Origin of the sequence: Streptomyces sp. NPDC008079 (assembly GCF_042957385.1) — a bacterium.
GTDB lineage: Bacteria > Actinomycetota > Actinomycetes > Streptomycetales > Streptomycetaceae > Actinacidiphila.
This window is the reverse complement of record NZ_JBIBIC010000001.1, coordinates 521,153-537,494: the sequence shown is the minus strand read 5'-3', so window position 1 is coordinate 537,494 and position 16,342 is coordinate 521,153. Positions and strand designations below refer to the sequence as shown.

The following is a 16,342-nucleotide window of genomic DNA, read 5'->3' as shown; positions in this document are numbered from 1 at the left end:
ACTGTTGTCTCACCGCGATGTCACCCAAGATCAGTCTCAGATCGAGGCCATATCCTCGGCGGAACGATGAGTCTGCAGCTGAGCCACCGAGCACGAGGACTACATGCGAGGCTCAGATCGCGCACCGATGAGTTTCCCGCGCCGCGCCGGTCTGGTCTGCAAAGGTCGAGCGGTCAGAGGGCCCAGACCTGGCAGTCTGGGCCCTCGGCTTCAGCGGACGGTGAGCGACTGCCGGTCCCTGTCGAACTCGACGGTTCCGCCACCGTCTGCGACGAGGCGCCGCCAGACGTCGAAACCGGTGATGATGGCCTTCTGCCAATCGGCTGCTCGCCGAACACTGACCTCCAAGAGGCCGACCATGCCAGTGACGGTCGTGAGGAGCCCCTGGTCCAGCGCTCGGATTCCCTCCAGATTGGAGTGGTCGCTGGCGTAGGCGAAGACCATGGCCGAGATGCCCTCCTCGATGGCAATCGCCCGACCGCCGTCCTCGGCCTCATCAATCGCCGGGTTGCTGCGCCGCTTGCGCTTCATCAGCGACCGCACCACCGGTGACCAGCCCAGGACGGCGGCGTACGCCAGATGGAACACATCATGGAACCGGTACCAGTCGTCGATGAAGGACGCATCAGTCAGCGGGTCACCGAACGGAGCACCGTCGAAGGATGTACGACTCACCTGGCGGCCGGCGGCATCGGTCTCCAAGCGGAATGTGATCGTCCCCGTCCGCGGGAGTTGTTCGTCGGGCGGGAAGTCGCCGTCGAAGTCCACGAACTCGCCGGCCGGTGTTGGGCGCCACCGGTCGGCGACCTTGGTGAGGTTGGCCGCAGCGATGTTGTCCAGATCCAGTCCAAACCGGTCAGCGAGCACCGCCAGGTACCACAGGACATCGCCGAGCTCCTCTCGGATCAGGGCCTTCGACGCCTGGTGCGCGGGGCCGTCGCGCAACTGCTTCTTGTAGGCGGTGGCCACCCCGCCCGCCTCGCCCGTCAGACCAAGGATCGCGACCATCGTCGCCTCCTCCGTCTCCAGCGACGCCTGCACGGTCTTGAGGGCTGCCTGTTGGTACGTGTTGAAGTCCACGACGCACTCCTGCCGGTTTTTCAGACACGGGTGCCCGAAAACCGGGCGATGCCCTATAGTAGGACACGTTGAAGGTTTTTCGGGCAGAGATCTGAGGAGTCGGTGACTTTGAGCGGCAATGATCTTACTGTCGGCGACGTTGTGGAGGTCATCGTCGAACTTCTCGCCGCAGAGCGGGACATCTCCGCGGAAGCGATGATGGCCGAGCTCTCGACTGGCGGGGACATGCTGCCGATCGACTCCCTTCTGCTGCAGGAGATCCTCGTCCGCGTCGAGGAGCGGTTCGATGTCCAGCTGCCCGACACCATCGAGACGGCGCGGTCGATGGCGAGCGTACGCACCTTCGCTGAGGCCATCGTCGACGCCTGCAGGAAGGAACAGCAATGAATGCTGAGGCTGACCCCGACCGTGACACCGAGGCCAAGGAGTTGGGTGAGCGGCTCAAGACGGCACGGGAGTATCTGAACTTCTCCCAGCAGTACGTCGCAGAGCACACGGGCATCCCGCGCACCGCGATCAGCGATATGGAGCGGGGAGTACGCAGGGTCGACAGTCTGGCTCTGCGCAAGATCGCACGACTCTTCCAGATGCCGCCCGGCTACTTCCTGGACCCCGAGGCCGGGGCTGATGTCGGGGAGCACTCGGTGGCCCTGTTGGCCCGACGGATCATGTCCTTGCAGCCAGAGGACGTCGAGGCGGTTGAGGAGTTCGTGACGTTTATGGCATTGCGCAGGTCTGCCCGCGCGGATGCCAGCGGCACCGAGTCCGTGCCGAAGGGGGACCTGTGAACTGGAAGCAGGCCCACATGGTCGCGTTCACGGCTGCGGCCCGCGCCCTCGCCAAGTACGGCGTCGACGACCGGGAGCGGGTAGACGTCTTCGCCGCGATGGACAGGGCCGGATTCGACATCATGGGGAGGCCGATGCCGGGCCTATTCGGCCTCTATCTCGCCGGCGCGGGTGCCACGGGACCGGCAGCCCTGCTGAACTCGCGGATGTCTGAGGCCACCATCCGGCATACCGCCGCACACGAGCTGGGACACCATGTCCTCGGCCATGCCTCCCAGGTCGACTACGACCTCAACGACCTGCACACCGGGAAGCGGTCCTGGACCAAGGAGGAACAGGAAGCCGAGGCGTTCGCCGCCTGGTTCCTTATGCCGCGCAAAGCCATGAACAGGGTGCTCTTCCGGATCGGATGCACGACATTGTCCGCGCCGCGGGACGTGTACCAGATGGCGCTGTGGCTAGGCGTGTCGTACGCCGGGGTCCTGCGCCAGGCGCAGAACATCAAGATGCTCAGTAGGGCCCAGGCCACAGCTTGGTCGCAGGCCGCATCCGGGCGGCCGGCGCCGGGGGCGTGGCAGCCCGTACCTCAGCGAGTGTGGGAACTGGGCCCCTCCGCCGATGGCACGACAATCCACGTCCAGACCGGCGACCGCTTGCGGATCGGTGGCGGAGACAGCGACGCCGTGCCGGAGCTCCCCAAAGGTTTGGACCCCCAGGGTCCCACTGGGACGGCCCTGGACGTCGACGTCACTTCGGTGTTCAACGCCCCAGGCAACATCCGGACCGGGCGGTGGAGTATCGGCATTATCCCCACCCCGTGTCGCCGGGGCTGCGTTCAATCCTGGCCCACGTGGGCCGGGGGAAGTCAGGACGACGATGGCAGGACGGAGGTTCGATGACGAACGCGAGTATGGCGCCGCACGTCACGGCTGTGACGGTGACGGAGGCGTGGCTGGAGGCAGCCAGGACGCTGTTGAGCATCCCGGACCACCGGGCCACGCACATGATGGTGCACATCGCTGAACCGACCCGGGAGGATCCTGGTACTCGCCGCGACGTTGACCATTTGATGGATGATCAGAATTACCAGAGTGTAGAGACCATCGCGAACACCATCTTTCCCCGTGCGTTGGCTGCGTCCAGCCGGGACCACACTCACCTGGCTCAGCGCTATGCCGCGATGTACCCGGTGCTGCAGAAGCGGTGGCGCCGCAACAAGTTCGGCACGTACTTCGGGCGGATCACTGCCTATCCCACCGCAGACGGCCCCGTCGATCAACTGGCTGCGGTCATCAACCATCTGGTGATCGAGAATAGGACGTCAAACCCGAAGACAGCGCGCTTCGAGACGACGTTCGCCGTCCCGGGTCGCGACGACCCAACCGAGGACGTCGCCGGCTTTACGGACGTGGACGGCAAGGCGGTTGCGATCTTCGAGCCTGGTCAGGACAGGAACCGCGCCATGGCGTTCCCTTGCCTGAGCCACTGCTCGTTCCAACTCGGCAGGGACGGACGCGTGCATGCCCTGGCGCACTACCGCAGCCAGTACTTGTTGCAGCGCGCTTACGGCAACTACCTGGGACTGGGGCGGCTGTTGGACTACGTGGCTACAACCGCAGGGCTGCGGACCGGTGAACTGACCGTCGTGGCGGGGTACGTCCAGTTGGAGGCCGCTGTCACCGCGGTGCGGCGACTCGCTGCTCAGCCGAGTCCTCAGGCCTGACCGAGCTTGCCGCGTCGAGCTATTGATGTACAGATGCGTCGAGCACTTTGACGACGTGGGGATCGGTGACGACGCGCCCGCACTCTTCGGAGAAGGCAACCAAGTCGTCCAGTACGCCGGACCAGTACGGATCGGTGATCGCCGGTGATTCGGCGGCGTCACAGTCCAGGTCTCGGCGGATCCTTGCCACCAGACGCTCCAACGAGTCAGCGACGACCGAGGCAGTTTGGAGGGCTGCCTGTGTGCTCACGGGGGCCTGAGCCGTCATTATTTCACGCACCTATCTTCATGTACTAAGACCCGCGATCTGGCTGCTAGAACAACGGGATCGCGCCGGCGGGAACACGCGGCGCAGAGCGCCGCCCGCCCTTCCTACCACCTACCGGAGCCACGGAGGCGCGAGTCGTCCCGGCGACCGAAAGTGCTTCGCTCGAAGGAAGTGGCGTCGGTGGATGCTGTTGGTCCGGCGCGTTCAATCCCCACTTCGGAGGGAACCAGGCAGTGATCTTTCCTGGGTCCGATCGGTAGGACTGCTTGATCTGGGTGCGACCGCTGATTCCCTCAATCTCCGGGTGGGCTCGGCGAGCATATTTGTCGACCTCGCAGAACAGGTTCTGGCAATCGATGAGCTGGAGCGGTCGGCCTCGAAGGCCGGAGAACTCTAGTCCGAGTCGCGAGAAGTGCTCGTCCTGGTGGTCGGCCATGTAGCGGATGATCTCGGCCTCGATGCCGCGGGAGGCAGCGCCGAAGCACTTACGGATGCCGTCACGGGCACCGGGGCCGGGTACGACGAAGTCCATCTCACTGAACGTCAGCACGGCCGAGTAGTTCAGGTCGATCAGATGCTGGTAGGCTAGGAAGTTCCCCATTGAGGGGAAGTCCAGCAAGACTTCGAAGGCTGAGCGCATCGACGCAGCCTCCGCGAGTTGCTCAGGCACTCTAGCGGCCATCATCGTCTCGATCAGCCGCAGGTGGTTGCTGTGTTTGCGGGCCTCGCCCAGTGCGGGCGGCGGGACGACATAGGCAGCGGAATACAGCCGCTCCCCAGCCTGGAAGGCTTCGCTGAGCACCTTGTTGTAAACCGCGAAGCTGAACTCGGACCAGCTCACCTCTCCCAGCTGTGAGCACAACAGTTCCCAGGTCGAAATCCGGTTGAACGTCTTGAACAAGACAGTCCGGAAGAAGACTTCGGTCCAGTCCTGGTCGCCGGTGTAGATGACCTGGCCGATGGCGTACTGGCTGACCCGATCGGCTGCCCGGAAGCAATTAGTGAACCTGTGCTCCGACAGGATCGGATCCGTCGTCCACGGGCCCTGCTGGCCTTGCAATCGGGCCTCGTAGATCGCCTGCCGGGCAGCGGCGAACCGCCAGTAGGTGTCAAACACCGGAGTCGGCAGTAGGTCTCGCCCCGCAATGGTCACCACAGACTTCGACACTACGCGCTCTCCGGATCCGAGCTGCACTCCAGCCTTCATGGATTGCACCATATATCTATTATATATTGTCGCCAAGGGAGGATCGAGATGGATCTCGTTTGGAAGTCCGCGCGGCGGGCGACGCTCGTCTCATGGCCGACGTCGGTCGATGATCGACTCGACGTCCTCGTTCGTGCTGCGACCGCCGCCGGCGAGTCGGTCACACGCTCGCAACTACTCGCAGCCCTGGTGTCAGAGGCTTCACAGGAGCCCGATCAGTTGTCGTCGGTGATTCGTCGGTATCGAACAACGGAGTCAGAACAGTTCATTGAGTCCCATAGCGGGGCAGATCTCCCTGTTGTCCGCAGACCCGGCCGTCGACGCCAGCCGCAGACGGAATCTGCCGATCGCCCCGACACCGAGTGACCGTCCGCAGGACTGCAAGAATTCTGCCCCTTTTCCGTCAAGAGGATCGTGTCGGGCCAGGAGGTCATCGTCGGACCTTGCCTGCTGATGACGATCTTTCTGACGGTGGGGGCACGGCAGATTAAGTGCTGCAACGGTGTCTGTTCTGAGTGCTGGGCAGTTCGGTGATTAGTCTGGTTATAGGTGGGGACCTTGTTGATATCAGGTTGTGGGAGCGTGGACCAAACGTGATGCATGAGCGATTCGTGCCTCGGCTCAACCGTTCGCAACCCCGCGAGTCCGCTCTCGCGCGTATGAGCGGGCTAATCGCTCCGCTTCAGCGCAAGAACTGCTGGACCTTAAGCCCCTAGCTCCTACCGCCCCTGTTCCAGAACAGCTCCTCGAATCGCTGATACTCGTGGCCTAGGCTCGCCTTTCCTGTGTAATTGGCGAGCGTTGCAAGGAAGAGACGTGGTCCCGCCCATGCGCCGGTCGACCACAATTGGATCAACCACGCCGGAGCCGTGCCGAGGTCTTGGGACAGCTCAACCCACGATGCCGTGTCAGCGGCATGCTCACCGTGCGCCATCGACGACCCGCTCGTCCAGGCATACGTTTCGATGCCGATTCGGCGCTCAAGGTTCTCGCTGAGCCAGTCAATCGAAAGGGGCGTGATCTCGTACGCGCGGTGGCGCTTCTTCACTGGCCAGCCGCGGCCCTTGGCGTAGATCACGATGTCGTCGATGTCCTTCGCGGGATCACGATTGGCCCCATGCTTGTCGTCGGCGTGACCGTCGTTCTCGACGACATGCTCGGCGACGCCATCGCCGAGCATGTCGTTGAGACGGATACCTGCCGAGAGCCGTGCGAGGCGACGCGTCAGGCCACGTTGCAGACGCTCGTCAGTGGTGATGGTCGGGTCGATCACCGCTGTGGCCCAAAGGCACGCCTCGAAGATGCCGCGCGCGACCGAGACCGCGCCCATCAGTGACGCCTCTGCGCGAAGCAGGACGGCGAAACCTCGGAGCTGATCGGCGGCGCTAAGGATGTTGACCGCTGATTCATACCTGAGAATCGCTGCGGCTGGTTCGGTGCGGTCACCGAGCAGGACGTCGGGGGCCATCATGTCCTCTCGCGCCGGGCTCTTCCGCCCCATTTTCCAAGGCTTGAGGCCCAACTGCATGAATCCGTAAGCTATTTTGTCGACCGCTACTGCGAGCGCGTCGCGACGCGCATGCGCCTCTTGTGTGCCTTGGTTCAGCCGGTCGATGATTTCCATCGCCCACGCCTCGTCGTACTTGCTGGCTTCGCCTTCGCCTGTCACGCGCCACACCCTGCCAGAAGGCTCCGGCCGGGGAAGAGCGTTTTCCGTCATTGGGAGTCGCGCTGGGTTACGGTGCAGGTACTGGTGCGCCCACAACCGTGCAGCAGCCCCCTCCAAGACTCAAGACCATGCAGCCAAGGCTAGAGCGATGGAAAGGGCGTTCCACTCACCCCGAGCAGCACGATGATGGCGTGTCTCAAGCCCTACCAATGGTTGTACCGAGAGCAAAAGGCTACCCCTGGCGGCCTTCCAGTGTCATCATGCCTGTTCTCCCGTCTCGGACCGTAGAGCCTCCGCGCGTCCCCGGACATCGCTCACAGCAGCGGCGACCTTCTTCCCAAAGGCAGTCAGCTTCATGGCTCTGCCGCGTTGGGCACGCTCAAACAGAGGCTGTCCCAGATCTCTTTCCAGCCGGTTGATCTGGACTGCCAATGTCGGCTGGTTGATACCGAGGGCTCGCGCGGCTTCACAAATCGTGGGATAGGCGGAGGCAGCGAGGAAACGTTCGACACGCTGCCAGGCATAGGGGCTAGTAAGGGCCTTCTGCAGGAGGGCTGGCGTTTCTGTTGTCATCTCGGTCACGCGGAGTGCGGCATCGTGGCTTCCTCCGCCGCGAGGCCGCAGTGGGACATCGTAAGTGTGGGCCCAGCGGGCCATGTTCCCGGTGCTCATGCCTGCCTCGCGGGCAAGGTCCGGCAAGGTTCGGCACCGGACCACGTACTGCTCAGTCAGCCATTCGCGGTCGACGGTGCCTCGGCGCCTGTAGTCCTGGGGGCCGGCACGCAGTGGGATGGCGTACTCCCGCGCGAGTTCGGCCAGGACTCGACGTGAGAACCCGGTGAGCTTCCCGATCTGCTGAAGGGAGCGGTGTTCGTCCAGGTAGAGGCGGGTAAATTCCTCCTTCGGCACTGCCTGACGGGCCTTGAAGCGGATGTGTCCTGTCGCTTTGGCCGTTGATGGAGACGGGGGAAGCGCAGGGGCTGGTTGTTCGTCCAAAACGAGGCGGATCGCCTCGATACTCGTGTCCAAGGTGTCTGCCGCGTGCTGAACCGGGTTCTTGCGCTGGCGGATGAGTCGATGCAGGTGGGCGGTATCGATCTGGGCCGGATCGGCGCCCGGAAGGTCGAGCCCGGTCAGCAGGGTGAGCGGTGGCTGCCAGGTCACGGGTTCTCGGTGGATGCGCTGGCTGGCAAGGAAGTTCCGGGCTTCTTCCTCCAGTGCCTGGGCGAGCTCGGGGGTTTGGAGGGCCGCATAGCGGGCGCTGACAGCGCGGAACTGTGCCTCGTTGACGCGGGGGTAGCCCGGGGCGGCTTCGGCAGGGAGACCGCTGATGCGTTGGAAGAGCTGGCAGCGGGCGACCATCTCCCGCCGGCCGGTGCCGGGCGAAGTGCCGGTGCTGCGGCAGATCTCCCGCCAACGTTCCTGCCGCAGCAACTCGGTGTAGTCCAGCCGGCGGCGCCGCTGGTAGTCGATCGGCACGTCGACGCTGTCGAGGTACTCGGCCAGTCGGACGAGAGCGGTGGTCATCGTTGGCCAGCATGGCTGGTCGTCGAGCGCCTGGAAGACGCGGGAGATCTCGGTTCCGTCGATGATCGTGCCGAGGCGGTCGGCAGCGTCGTCAAGGAGGATGTTGCTGCCGACGATCAGCAGCGCGGAGGCCAGCACAGGGGCGAGGACACGGGCATAGATGCCGTCAGGCGGAGTGAGCGGGACGCCCCAGGCAGGCCAGAACGTGCTGGGAATCTTCCGGGCTCGTTGCGCCGTGGCACGGCTTGTCATCCCCGAACGGCTTGGCAGGGCCGTGACCGTGCGATACCGGAGCTGTTCGCTGGGACGAAGCCTGGGCGCGAGGGCTGCCAGGTGCACTCCTTCCAGGACAGGAGTCAGACCTCGTCCCCAGCTGTCGATACTCGTGGCGCTGATCTGCCAGAGCTCCTCACGCATGGCCTCCAGCAGGACCCTCATCTTCTCGCCGGAGCGGAGGACATCGGGCTGGTCGAGGACGTGGCAGGCGATGGTCACTGCGACGGCGGTGCTCACGGCTCTCGGTGGGGCCATGAAGCCAGGCCGTTCCGCGGCCCGGTCCGTGAGTCGGGAGACGGGATCGGGGGTGAGATGACCGGTGATGAGGTCGGATGGGACGAGTTCGGCGAGGAAGAGCGTCGGAAGATCTGCCAGCACCCGGCCGCCGATGGCGCGGATGTCCGTCAATGCCATCCGCGTCTGCTGAGGGCTGACCGCATAGGCGCCGAAGTCGGCGGTCCCGGACTCGATGATCTCCAGCAGCCTGCCTTGAGCTTTCAGCGCCGGGTGTCCTTGGGACAGCTGAAGCGTACGGGCTTGGGTCAGATCGAATCCGCAGCCGCCTGACCGGGGTCCGCCCGGGGCGACGGGTGGGTTTCCGCAGATCCCCGGAAAGGGGATGACCCGGCCCGAGCAGGGTCGTTGCCGCTGAACACGTCCGCAGTCCGGGCAGCAGTCCGCTAAGAGTTGGCCATGGAGGAGGCAGGCGTATGACCAGCCCAGCCGCCAGGCCAACTGCCATCGGCCGTCACTGTCGCGCAGGCAATCGGGGCAGAACCGGGATCCGCTGCCGCGGCCCCAGAGCACTCGGCGGTTGACGTGCCTGCGGTCAAGGTCGAGGCGAAGCGCGCGCTGGTCGTAGTGGACCAGGGTCATGGCCGTGATCGAGGAAGGCGTCAGTCCACTGGCGTGAGCAACCGCGTCCGTCTCCTGATCGCGCAACGCGATCGTCCAGTCCGGAGGGATGTCACGTAGGTGATTACCCGATCGGCCTCTCACCGGGAATCCCAGATGCCAGAGGACCTCACCCAGGGTGGTGTTCAGGCGCTGTGCCAGGGCCTCCAGCCAGGAGTCGAGGGCCTCTCCTGGAAGGGGATCCAGCCGGATCGGGAGCGTCCGCGGGGCAGCCGTCACGCGGCCTTCTTGCGGGCAGTTCGAGGCTTGCTGGTCAGCTTCCTCCTCTCCAGGGCAGCTTCGAGTTCCCGGCGGGCTTCCTCGGACGCCTCGTCGTTCTTCACGCCGTCCAGCAGATCGCGGCTGAGCACCTCCTCACCGCTTCGGACCGCCCGCTGGCAGCCGCGGTTGATCAGTGTCATCAGGGAGCCGATATGGCCGGTACTGCGGGCGAACAGGTAGTCGGACAGGTCGTCGGCGAGCATGCCCGGATACTTGTCGGCCAGGACCACGCGCTGTTCGAGGGCCAGCAGCATCTGCCGCCATTCCTGTCGGCCTTTTTCCTTCTCGATCGTGAACGGCCGCATGCCCAGCCGGGTCGTGCGGCGCCCAGTCTGGGCCAGGACCGCGTCCCCCTTGCTGCCGCCTTCGCTGAACAGTCCCTTGCCAGCGAGTCCCACGCCGATCATCAGCAGCGTCACCGGGAACTCGTTGGCGATCCACTTCAGGTGGTTGCTGACCTCGACGCCGTTCTTGTTGCGCCACCGGAGAAAGTGCAGATCATCCAGGGCTAGCAGGCGGACCTCGCAGGACAAGACGCAGTCCAAGGCACGCTGGCCGAGCTGGGCGGTGGTTCCGCGGTGGCGTCCCGGGTGGCCGAAGAACTCCAAGATGGCCCGGTTGAGGTCCTTCATGCCGGTGTTGCCGGTCAGTCCCACCCGGCAGACAGGGAGCCGCTCGTGGCCCTGGGCGGTGGATTCTCCCTGCTCGGCGATCTCTCTGTGGTGGAACTCGCGGGCGAAGGCAAGAACCGACGTGGTCTTCCCCAGGCCGGGGAAGGCGTCGACGGCGATGGCGCCCTTGGCTTTGTCGCCGTCCTGCAGATTGCTGTCGATGATGTCCCATAAATCCTGGTGAAGCTCAGACAGTTGCGGGGTCTTGATCGGTCCCAGGTTGGCGTGCCATTCACGCCGCAACCGGTCGTACTCGGCTTTCGCTTGTGGGCCGAGGGCGGCCAACTGTGCCCAGGTGAGGGGCTCGGGCCGGGTCCGGCGTGGGCCTTCGGCGAACGCCTTGAAGTCCTCCTTCCGGGACAGGGCCAGGTTCGAAGGCCGGAGCGGGCTGGTCTCGGTGCTCACACGTCCTCCAGAGCCTCTGCATAGAAGTCGTCCTCACCGGCCAGATCGTCCACGTCGGCCTCGTCGTCATCGCCGCCCTCCACCAACTGCGGCTGCTCGGGTCCCGGCGCATCTGGCTCTGTCCCGAGGGCTTTGCGAACGGACGGAAGCGAGACAACCACCTCCGTCTCGCTCTCCGGCAGTTCGATAGCTGTCTGTTCTCGCGAGAGCCGCAAAGCCATGCGCCGCTCAGCCAGCGTCGTGCCCAAACCGAGGTTCCAGCGCTCCAGCAGATCAGCGACCGCGATCCGGTCGTCGGGGTACTGGTATTTCGAAGCAGCCAGCTTCCTGGCGAAGACCAAGGCCTCCTCGCTCAGCGGCATATGTGCCGAAGGCGCGTACTCCCAGGTGAGGGGGTGCCAGTGGCGCTCCTGGTCCCGGAAGTAGATGCGGGTGATGTCATCGGGGTCCACCTGGAACGGCCACCCGTTGTCGACAGGCCCGTCGTACGGACTCCTGACCTTACTCAGATCCTTCAGTCCAGGCCCGCTGTAGCGGCGACGATCGATCTCGACTCCGTAGTGCTGGATCGTCCGCCACTTCGTCTCAAGGAACTCATACGCAAGGTAGGGATCTCGTGGCACCTCGATGTAGCCCGCCCGAGCCATACCGTGCTCGAACATCTTCGCCGGCGACATGCGCAGACCCGGCAGCCCCGGGTCGACCAAGCTGGAATGCGGCCGACAGTGATATACCGTCGCGACCCACTCCCTGATGATCGCCTCAAGCTCGTCCAGGTAAAAGAACGCGTCGCCCTCAGGGTTCTCGCCACGGGAGTGGATGTCGGGGCCCTTGTATCCGGGAAGCGCCTGCAGGAGATCCTCACGCACCGTGCGGAAGAACCGCTCGACGGGGCCCTTGTCCCGCCCCGTCCGCAGCCGTGCCGGCTGGATCGAGATACCCATCCGTCGGCAGACGCTGGTCAGGTGCTCCGAGACGTAGACCTTGCCATGGTCGACCACCAGCGTCTCTGGCACCACGGCTGGTGTCGCGAGCCCCGGCCCTTCGGCCGCATCGACGTCGACCATGACCGTCCTGGGAATGCCGTGCTCGGGCCAGACCGCGTGCCGGGGCCAGTCCCGCGCCGCCGGCCGGGGCCGGAACGACTGATAAAGCACAGCGCTGACGTCCACCGCCTTCGTAGACACCGGCGTGAGCCGTATCCCGGTGATGCACCGTGTGTACCAATCCATCCCGACCGAAAGCTCGGCCTGCACCCAGCGCAGCGTCAGCGGATCGAACGCGAACACGTCCAGCCGCGTGGAGTCCATCAGCAGGTACTCACCCGGCCGCGTCGGCCGCAGCTTCCCGTAGACACCATCCGGACGATCGGCGATGTCCCGGTTCCGCTTCGTACTCAGCCTGAACAGCGGATGCCGGTTCTCCAACTCCACCAGCAGCCGAAAAGCCGTTGCCCGACTCGGCTGCGGCACCACGTCTGGACCGAACCGAGCAATCACCCGGGCCCGAGTTCGGTCGATCACCATCGTGCGCGACGGCTTGGACTCCCCCGTGTGCTCGACCATCACCTCCAGTGCGATCTCCGCCCAGCGGTCATCGACCGAGATCTTCGAATTGCCGGACACGCGGCTCTTCGAGGCGAGCCCAGCCTCCCCGTCCCTGCGGAAGTCCGCGACCCACTGCTTCACACTCCGAAGCGAGACGCCAAGCTCGTTCGCCTTCGCCGTATAGCGCGCCTCCCAAGGGCGCTCCGGCACGTAGTCCGGACGAGGTTCATCGTCGCGAGCAAGATCTGAACTGCCTGAGCGATAGCCAGTCAGCACTTCACGCACATGCTCGGCCCGTTCCAGGACCTTCGCTCTCTCCTTGGCGTCGAGCTGTCCCAGAATTACGGAAGCAATCTCTTTGTCGTCATCCGCAGATGGCCCGGCCTTGTCAGGGATGATGACCGCACGGTCAGAGAACAGGAGCTGTGCGAGGGACAGACGCAGTATCGACCCCCGACCATCCTTCAAGACCACTTCGTTGCCTGCTGAGGTCGCGGCCATCTCCACCACCTCGACGGTCTCGCCGTCGTAGCGGAAGCGTGTGCCCACTCCGAGGCGAGTGCCCGCACCACTCATGCCGCCCTCCTCAGCACCAGGTGTGAACTCAGGGGCTGGCCCAGGTCAGCGACGAGGTCACCGGTCCACAGCAGGTGATGGAGCGCGGCCCGCACATGTAGTGCTGGCCAGTCCGGCAGCAAGTGGACTGCTTCGCCCAATGCGACTCCATTGAGGTCACTACTTCGGAGTTCATCCAAGAGTTCGGGGCTGAACAGCCACTTCCTCCGGTAACCCGCCAGAAAGCGGACATTCTCCAGGGCCGCTTCTGGAGGCTCACTCCAGACCTCGTACTGCCAGCCTCTGGACTCCACCGCCTGCCGGGTCCACTCAAAGGTGAAGGCCACATCGGAATGGGAAAGCCGTCGACGGGGCTTGACGTCCACCACCACCGACCCCTGCTTAGTGATGAGCAGGTAATCCGGAATGTGCTTACGGATCTTCCCGTTCACTGAACTCTTCAGCAGGAACGGCTGGGCCTTGATGTTCTGAACCAGAGGATCGAAGTCAGCAAAGAGCAGCCGCGTCAGTTCCAGGCGCGACTCGTAGATCACATGGTCATTCGTCGTAGCAGACCAGTACGTGCCTGAGTAGTGCCTCTGGCCCTTGTACCAACGGAAAGTACGCCATGGCGCGGCGGACTCGAACAACCCGAGCGTCGCCGTAGCCCATTCGCGGTCCTCGATGGCCTCGCCGCTACGACGACGAAGACTCACACTCACTGTCGTGCTGTCCACTGAGCGCCCCCAGCCTGCGGGCGTCTTCTGCCCGCGAGGCCAAGGTGCCAGTTCCGAAACTCGGGCGTTGCGGAACCTCCGCCCATCACCCGAAAGAGTGAACGCTCTGAGCTGCGAGTCTCACGATGACTGCACAAGTGCAACCCGTATGCAGTCGGCGCTGAGATTATGCAGCGGAATCTGAGACCCTACACCGTCCCCGGTCAGGTCTGGGCCATGTCCACGAAGCGGGAGTAGTGGCCCTGGAAGGCGACCGTGATGGTGGCGGTGGGGCCGTTGCGGTGCTTGGCGACGATCAGGTCGGCCTCGCCCGCGCGGGGGGACTCCTTTTCGTAGGCGTCTTCGCGGTGGAGGAGGATCACCATGTCGGCGTCCTGTTCGATGGAGCCGGATTCGCGCAGGTCGGAGACCATGGGCTTCTTGTCGGTGCGCTGTTCGGGGCCACGGTTGAGCTGGGAGAGCGCGATGACCGGGACTTCGAGCTCCTTGGCGAGGAGCTTGAGGTTACGGGACATGTCCGAGACCTCCTGCTGACGGCTCTCGGGGCGGCGCGAGCCGCCCGACTGCATGAGCTGGAGGTAGTCGATCACGACCAGGCGCAGGTCGTTGCGCTGCTTGAGGCGACGGCACTTGGCGCGGATCTCCATCATCGACAGGTTCGGCGAATCGTCGATGTAGAGCGGCGCCTCGGTGACGTCCGACATCCGCCGGGCCACCTTCGTCCAGTCGTCGTCCGTCATGGTCCCCGACCGCATGTGATGCAGCGCCACCCGCGCCTCGGCGGACAGCAGCCGCATCGCGATCTCGTTGCGCCCCATTTCGAGCGAGAAGATGACGCTGGGCATCTTGTTGGCGATGGAACACGTCCGCGCGAAATCCAGCGCGAGCGTGCTGTTGTGGGTGGGCACCATGGAGCGGGTGGCCAGGTACAGGTGGTCCGGGTTGTCCACCTGTACGCAGCGGACCGGGACGCTCGTGACCGGGGTGACGGAAGTGATGTACCGCGTGACCTGCTCGCGTTTCCACTGCCCTCGAGCGGAACTCGCCTTACGCGGAATCCGGGCAAGAGGAAGATTCGTCGGAACGATGACGTCCCAGGAGTCCGCGCTGATCACGCCGGCCCTGGTACGCCCGGTGCGGTGGTGAACCCGCGGGACGCAACCGAGGGAGACGACAAGCTCACAGAATCCGTCGACCAGGTCGCGATGGGTGTTCGTGAACCGATAGGCCCCGTCGCCATCGACGGTCCCGTCCGAATCCACCATGCCCTGCGCCAGCGCCAGACGCTGGTCGAAGGACGCGCGCAGGTACCCGGCCGGGATGTGCTTGCCAGCGGACACACCGAGCTGGCTCCACGCGTCCCTCAGCCCACGCACACCGAAGTGGCCGGTGCTGCTGTGCCGACGAGCGTCATACCCGGCCGCGTCAAACTCCTTGATCAGCCAGTCGCGGTCCTGTGGATCGCAGGCGACACGCCCGCTTCCGGCGGTATCGCCGTCCCCGAGGAGGTAGCCGAGCACGTACGGATCGACGGGCAGATCGACTTCAGGGCCGACGAGAGCCCTCGTGGCCGGGATCGCGTGATTGTTCTCGTGCAGCGCACGGACCGTTGCGGCGATCTCCCTGGTGCTGCGCGGCCTGACGGCCTTGCTCTCGGGTTCGGGACGATTCCACTGCTGCTGGACGGCGCCCGCGGTCCTGCCGGGTTCGGTGCCGGCGGATGACCGTGAGGGAGACCAGGACGGCCAGTTGTCCGGGTAGGAGGTGGCCTCTGGCCTCGCGTGGTCGAATGCCTCGCGAGTGTTCCGGTCCCAGGTGAGCCACTGATGGTCCGCGTCAGCCAGGACCTTCGTACCGTCGGAGAACGTGACCTCGTAGCACGGACGCCCGACCATGACGTCGGTGGCGGCGACCACTCGGGTCGGTGTGCCGTCGGCGGCGAGGAGGTGGTCGCCGACCTGGACCGCGCCCATCGTCGTCCAGCCGGTCGGGGTGGGCAGGGGGGTGTCGAGCGCCAGGGCCTTGCCCATCGCCGGGCGGGCGGCGATGACGATCATCTGGCCGGGGTGGAGGCCGTTGGTGAGGGAGTCGAGGTCGGTGAAGCCGGTGGGGACGCCGGACATCTGGCCGCTGCGGGAGCCGATGGCCTCGATCTCGTCGAGGGCGCCCTCCATGATGTCGCCGAGGGGGAGGTAGTCCTCGGAGGTGCGCTGTTCGGTGACGGCGTAGATCTCGGCCTGGGCGTTGTTGACGATCTCGTCGACGTCGCCGTCGGCGGCGTATCCCATCTGGGTGATGCGGGTGCCGGCTTCGACGAGGCGGCGCAGGACGGCGCGTTCGTGGACGATCTCGGCGTAGTACTCGGCGTTGGCCGCGGTGGGGACGGCGTTGACGAGGGTGTGGAGGTAGGGGGCGCCGCCGACGCGGGCGATCTCGCCGCGCTTGGTGAGTTCGGCTGCGGTGGTGATGGGGTCGGCGGGCTCGCCGCGGGCGTAGAGGTCGAGGATCGCCGCGTAGATCGTCTCGTGGGCGGGGCGGTAGAAGTCGGCGCCCTTGAGGACTTCGACGACGTCGGCGATGGCGTCCTTGGAGAGCAGCATGCCGCCGAGGACGGACTGTTCGGCGTCGAGGTCCTGCGGGGGGACGCGCTCGAAGCCGCCGCCGCCCTCGGACCAGCGGTTGCTGTCGCTGTCGTCGTTGCCGTTCTTCTTGC

General features: G+C 65.1%; 13 protein-coding genes and 1 pseudogene. 5 read left to right on the top strand and 9 right to left on the bottom strand.

Features of this window, described 5'->3' with window-relative positions; all coding sequences use genetic code 11:
- Positions 1-210 precede the first annotated feature (210 nt).
- Positions 211-1,080, bottom strand: coding sequence for a MazG nucleotide pyrophosphohydrolase domain-containing protein (locus ACFZAM_RS02240; RefSeq protein ID WP_391042056.1), 870 nt, complete (start codon positions 1,078-1,080; stop codon positions 211-213).
- 108 nt (positions 1,081-1,188) lie between these two features.
- Between ACFZAM_RS02240 and ACFZAM_RS02235 the strand changes: the two genes are divergently transcribed.
- From ACFZAM_RS02235 to ACFZAM_RS02220, 4 genes are read left to right on the top strand one after another with little or no spacing between them, the layout of a single operon-like run.
- Positions 1,189-1,467, top strand: a complete 279-nt coding sequence (locus tag ACFZAM_RS02235) for an acyl carrier protein (RefSeq protein ID WP_391042055.1) — start codon at positions 1,189-1,191, stop codon at positions 1,465-1,467.
- Entirely contained in the window at positions 1,464-1,868 is a 405-nt protein-coding gene (locus ACFZAM_RS02230; RefSeq protein WP_391042053.1) for a helix-turn-helix domain-containing protein, read from the top strand. The genes ACFZAM_RS02235 and ACFZAM_RS02230 overlap by 4 nt, the downstream gene beginning before the upstream one ends.
- Positions 1,865-2,767 (top strand): ImmA/IrrE family metallo-endopeptidase, encoded by a 903-nt coding sequence (locus ACFZAM_RS02225; RefSeq protein WP_391042051.1) that lies wholly within the window; start codon positions 1,865-1,867, stop codon positions 2,765-2,767. Before ACFZAM_RS02230 ends, ACFZAM_RS02225 begins: the two co-directional genes overlap by 4 nt.
- Complete coding sequence (locus tag ACFZAM_RS02220) at positions 2,764-3,591, top strand: hypothetical protein (protein ID WP_391042049.1); 828 nt, start codon at positions 2,764-2,766, stop codon at positions 3,589-3,591. Before ACFZAM_RS02225 ends, ACFZAM_RS02220 begins: the two co-directional genes overlap by 4 nt.
- Before the next feature lie 19 nt (positions 3,592-3,610).
- On the opposite strand, the gene ACFZAM_RS02215 is transcribed toward ACFZAM_RS02220, so the two are convergent.
- The gene (locus tag ACFZAM_RS02215; RefSeq protein WP_391042047.1) at positions 3,611-3,841 is read right to left on the bottom strand and encodes a hypothetical protein; all 231 of its coding nucleotides are present in this window, start codon (positions 3,839-3,841) and stop codon (positions 3,611-3,613) included.
- Between the two features lie 64 nt (positions 3,842-3,905).
- Entirely contained in the window at positions 3,906-5,078 is a 1,173-nt protein-coding gene (locus tag ACFZAM_RS02210) for a nucleotide kinase domain-containing protein (RefSeq protein WP_391042045.1), read from the bottom strand.
- A 533-nt stretch (positions 5,079-5,611) separates the two neighbouring features.
- On the opposite strand from ACFZAM_RS02210, the pseudogene ACFZAM_RS02205 reads away from it, so the two are divergent.
- A pseudogene (locus ACFZAM_RS02205) lies at positions 5,612-5,776 on the top strand (IS701 family transposase); the annotation flags it as partial.
- 2 nt (positions 5,777-5,778) lie between these two features.
- On the opposite strand, the gene ACFZAM_RS02200 reads toward ACFZAM_RS02205, so the two are convergent.
- The 6 genes from ACFZAM_RS02200 to dnaB form a co-directional block, all read right to left on the bottom strand.
- The gene (locus ACFZAM_RS02200; RefSeq protein ID WP_391042044.1) at positions 5,779-6,735 is read right to left on the bottom strand and encodes a hypothetical protein; all 957 of its coding nucleotides are present in this window, start codon (positions 6,733-6,735) and stop codon (positions 5,779-5,781) included.
- 258 nt (positions 6,736-6,993) lie between these two features.
- Positions 6,994-9,672 carry a TniQ family protein gene (locus ACFZAM_RS02195; protein WP_391042042.1) on the bottom strand — a complete coding sequence of 893 codons (2,679 nt, stop codon included), beginning with the start codon at positions 9,670-9,672 and terminating at the stop codon, positions 6,994-6,996.
- Positions 9,669-10,790: an AAA family ATPase gene (locus tag ACFZAM_RS02190; RefSeq protein WP_391042041.1), complete on the bottom strand. Its 1,122-nt coding sequence runs from the start codon at positions 10,788-10,790 to the stop codon at positions 9,669-9,671. Before ACFZAM_RS02190 ends, ACFZAM_RS02195 begins: the two co-directional genes overlap by 4 nt.
- Positions 10,787-12,913, bottom strand: coding sequence for a transposase (locus ACFZAM_RS02185; RefSeq protein WP_391042040.1), 2,127 nt, complete (start codon positions 12,911-12,913; stop codon positions 10,787-10,789). The genes ACFZAM_RS02190 and ACFZAM_RS02185 overlap by 4 nt, the downstream gene beginning before the upstream one ends.
- Positions 12,910-13,629 (bottom strand): TnsA-like heteromeric transposase endonuclease subunit, encoded by a 720-nt coding sequence (locus ACFZAM_RS02180; RefSeq protein ID WP_391042039.1) that lies wholly within the window; start codon positions 13,627-13,629, stop codon positions 12,910-12,912. The genes ACFZAM_RS02185 and ACFZAM_RS02180 overlap by 4 nt, the downstream gene beginning before the upstream one ends.
- 203 nt (positions 13,630-13,832) lie before the next feature.
- Positions 13,833-16,229, bottom strand: coding sequence for a replicative DNA helicase (dnaB, locus tag ACFZAM_RS02175; protein ID WP_391043479.1), 2,397 nt, complete (start codon positions 16,227-16,229; stop codon positions 13,833-13,835).
- Between the last annotated feature and the right edge of the window lie 113 nt (positions 16,230-16,342).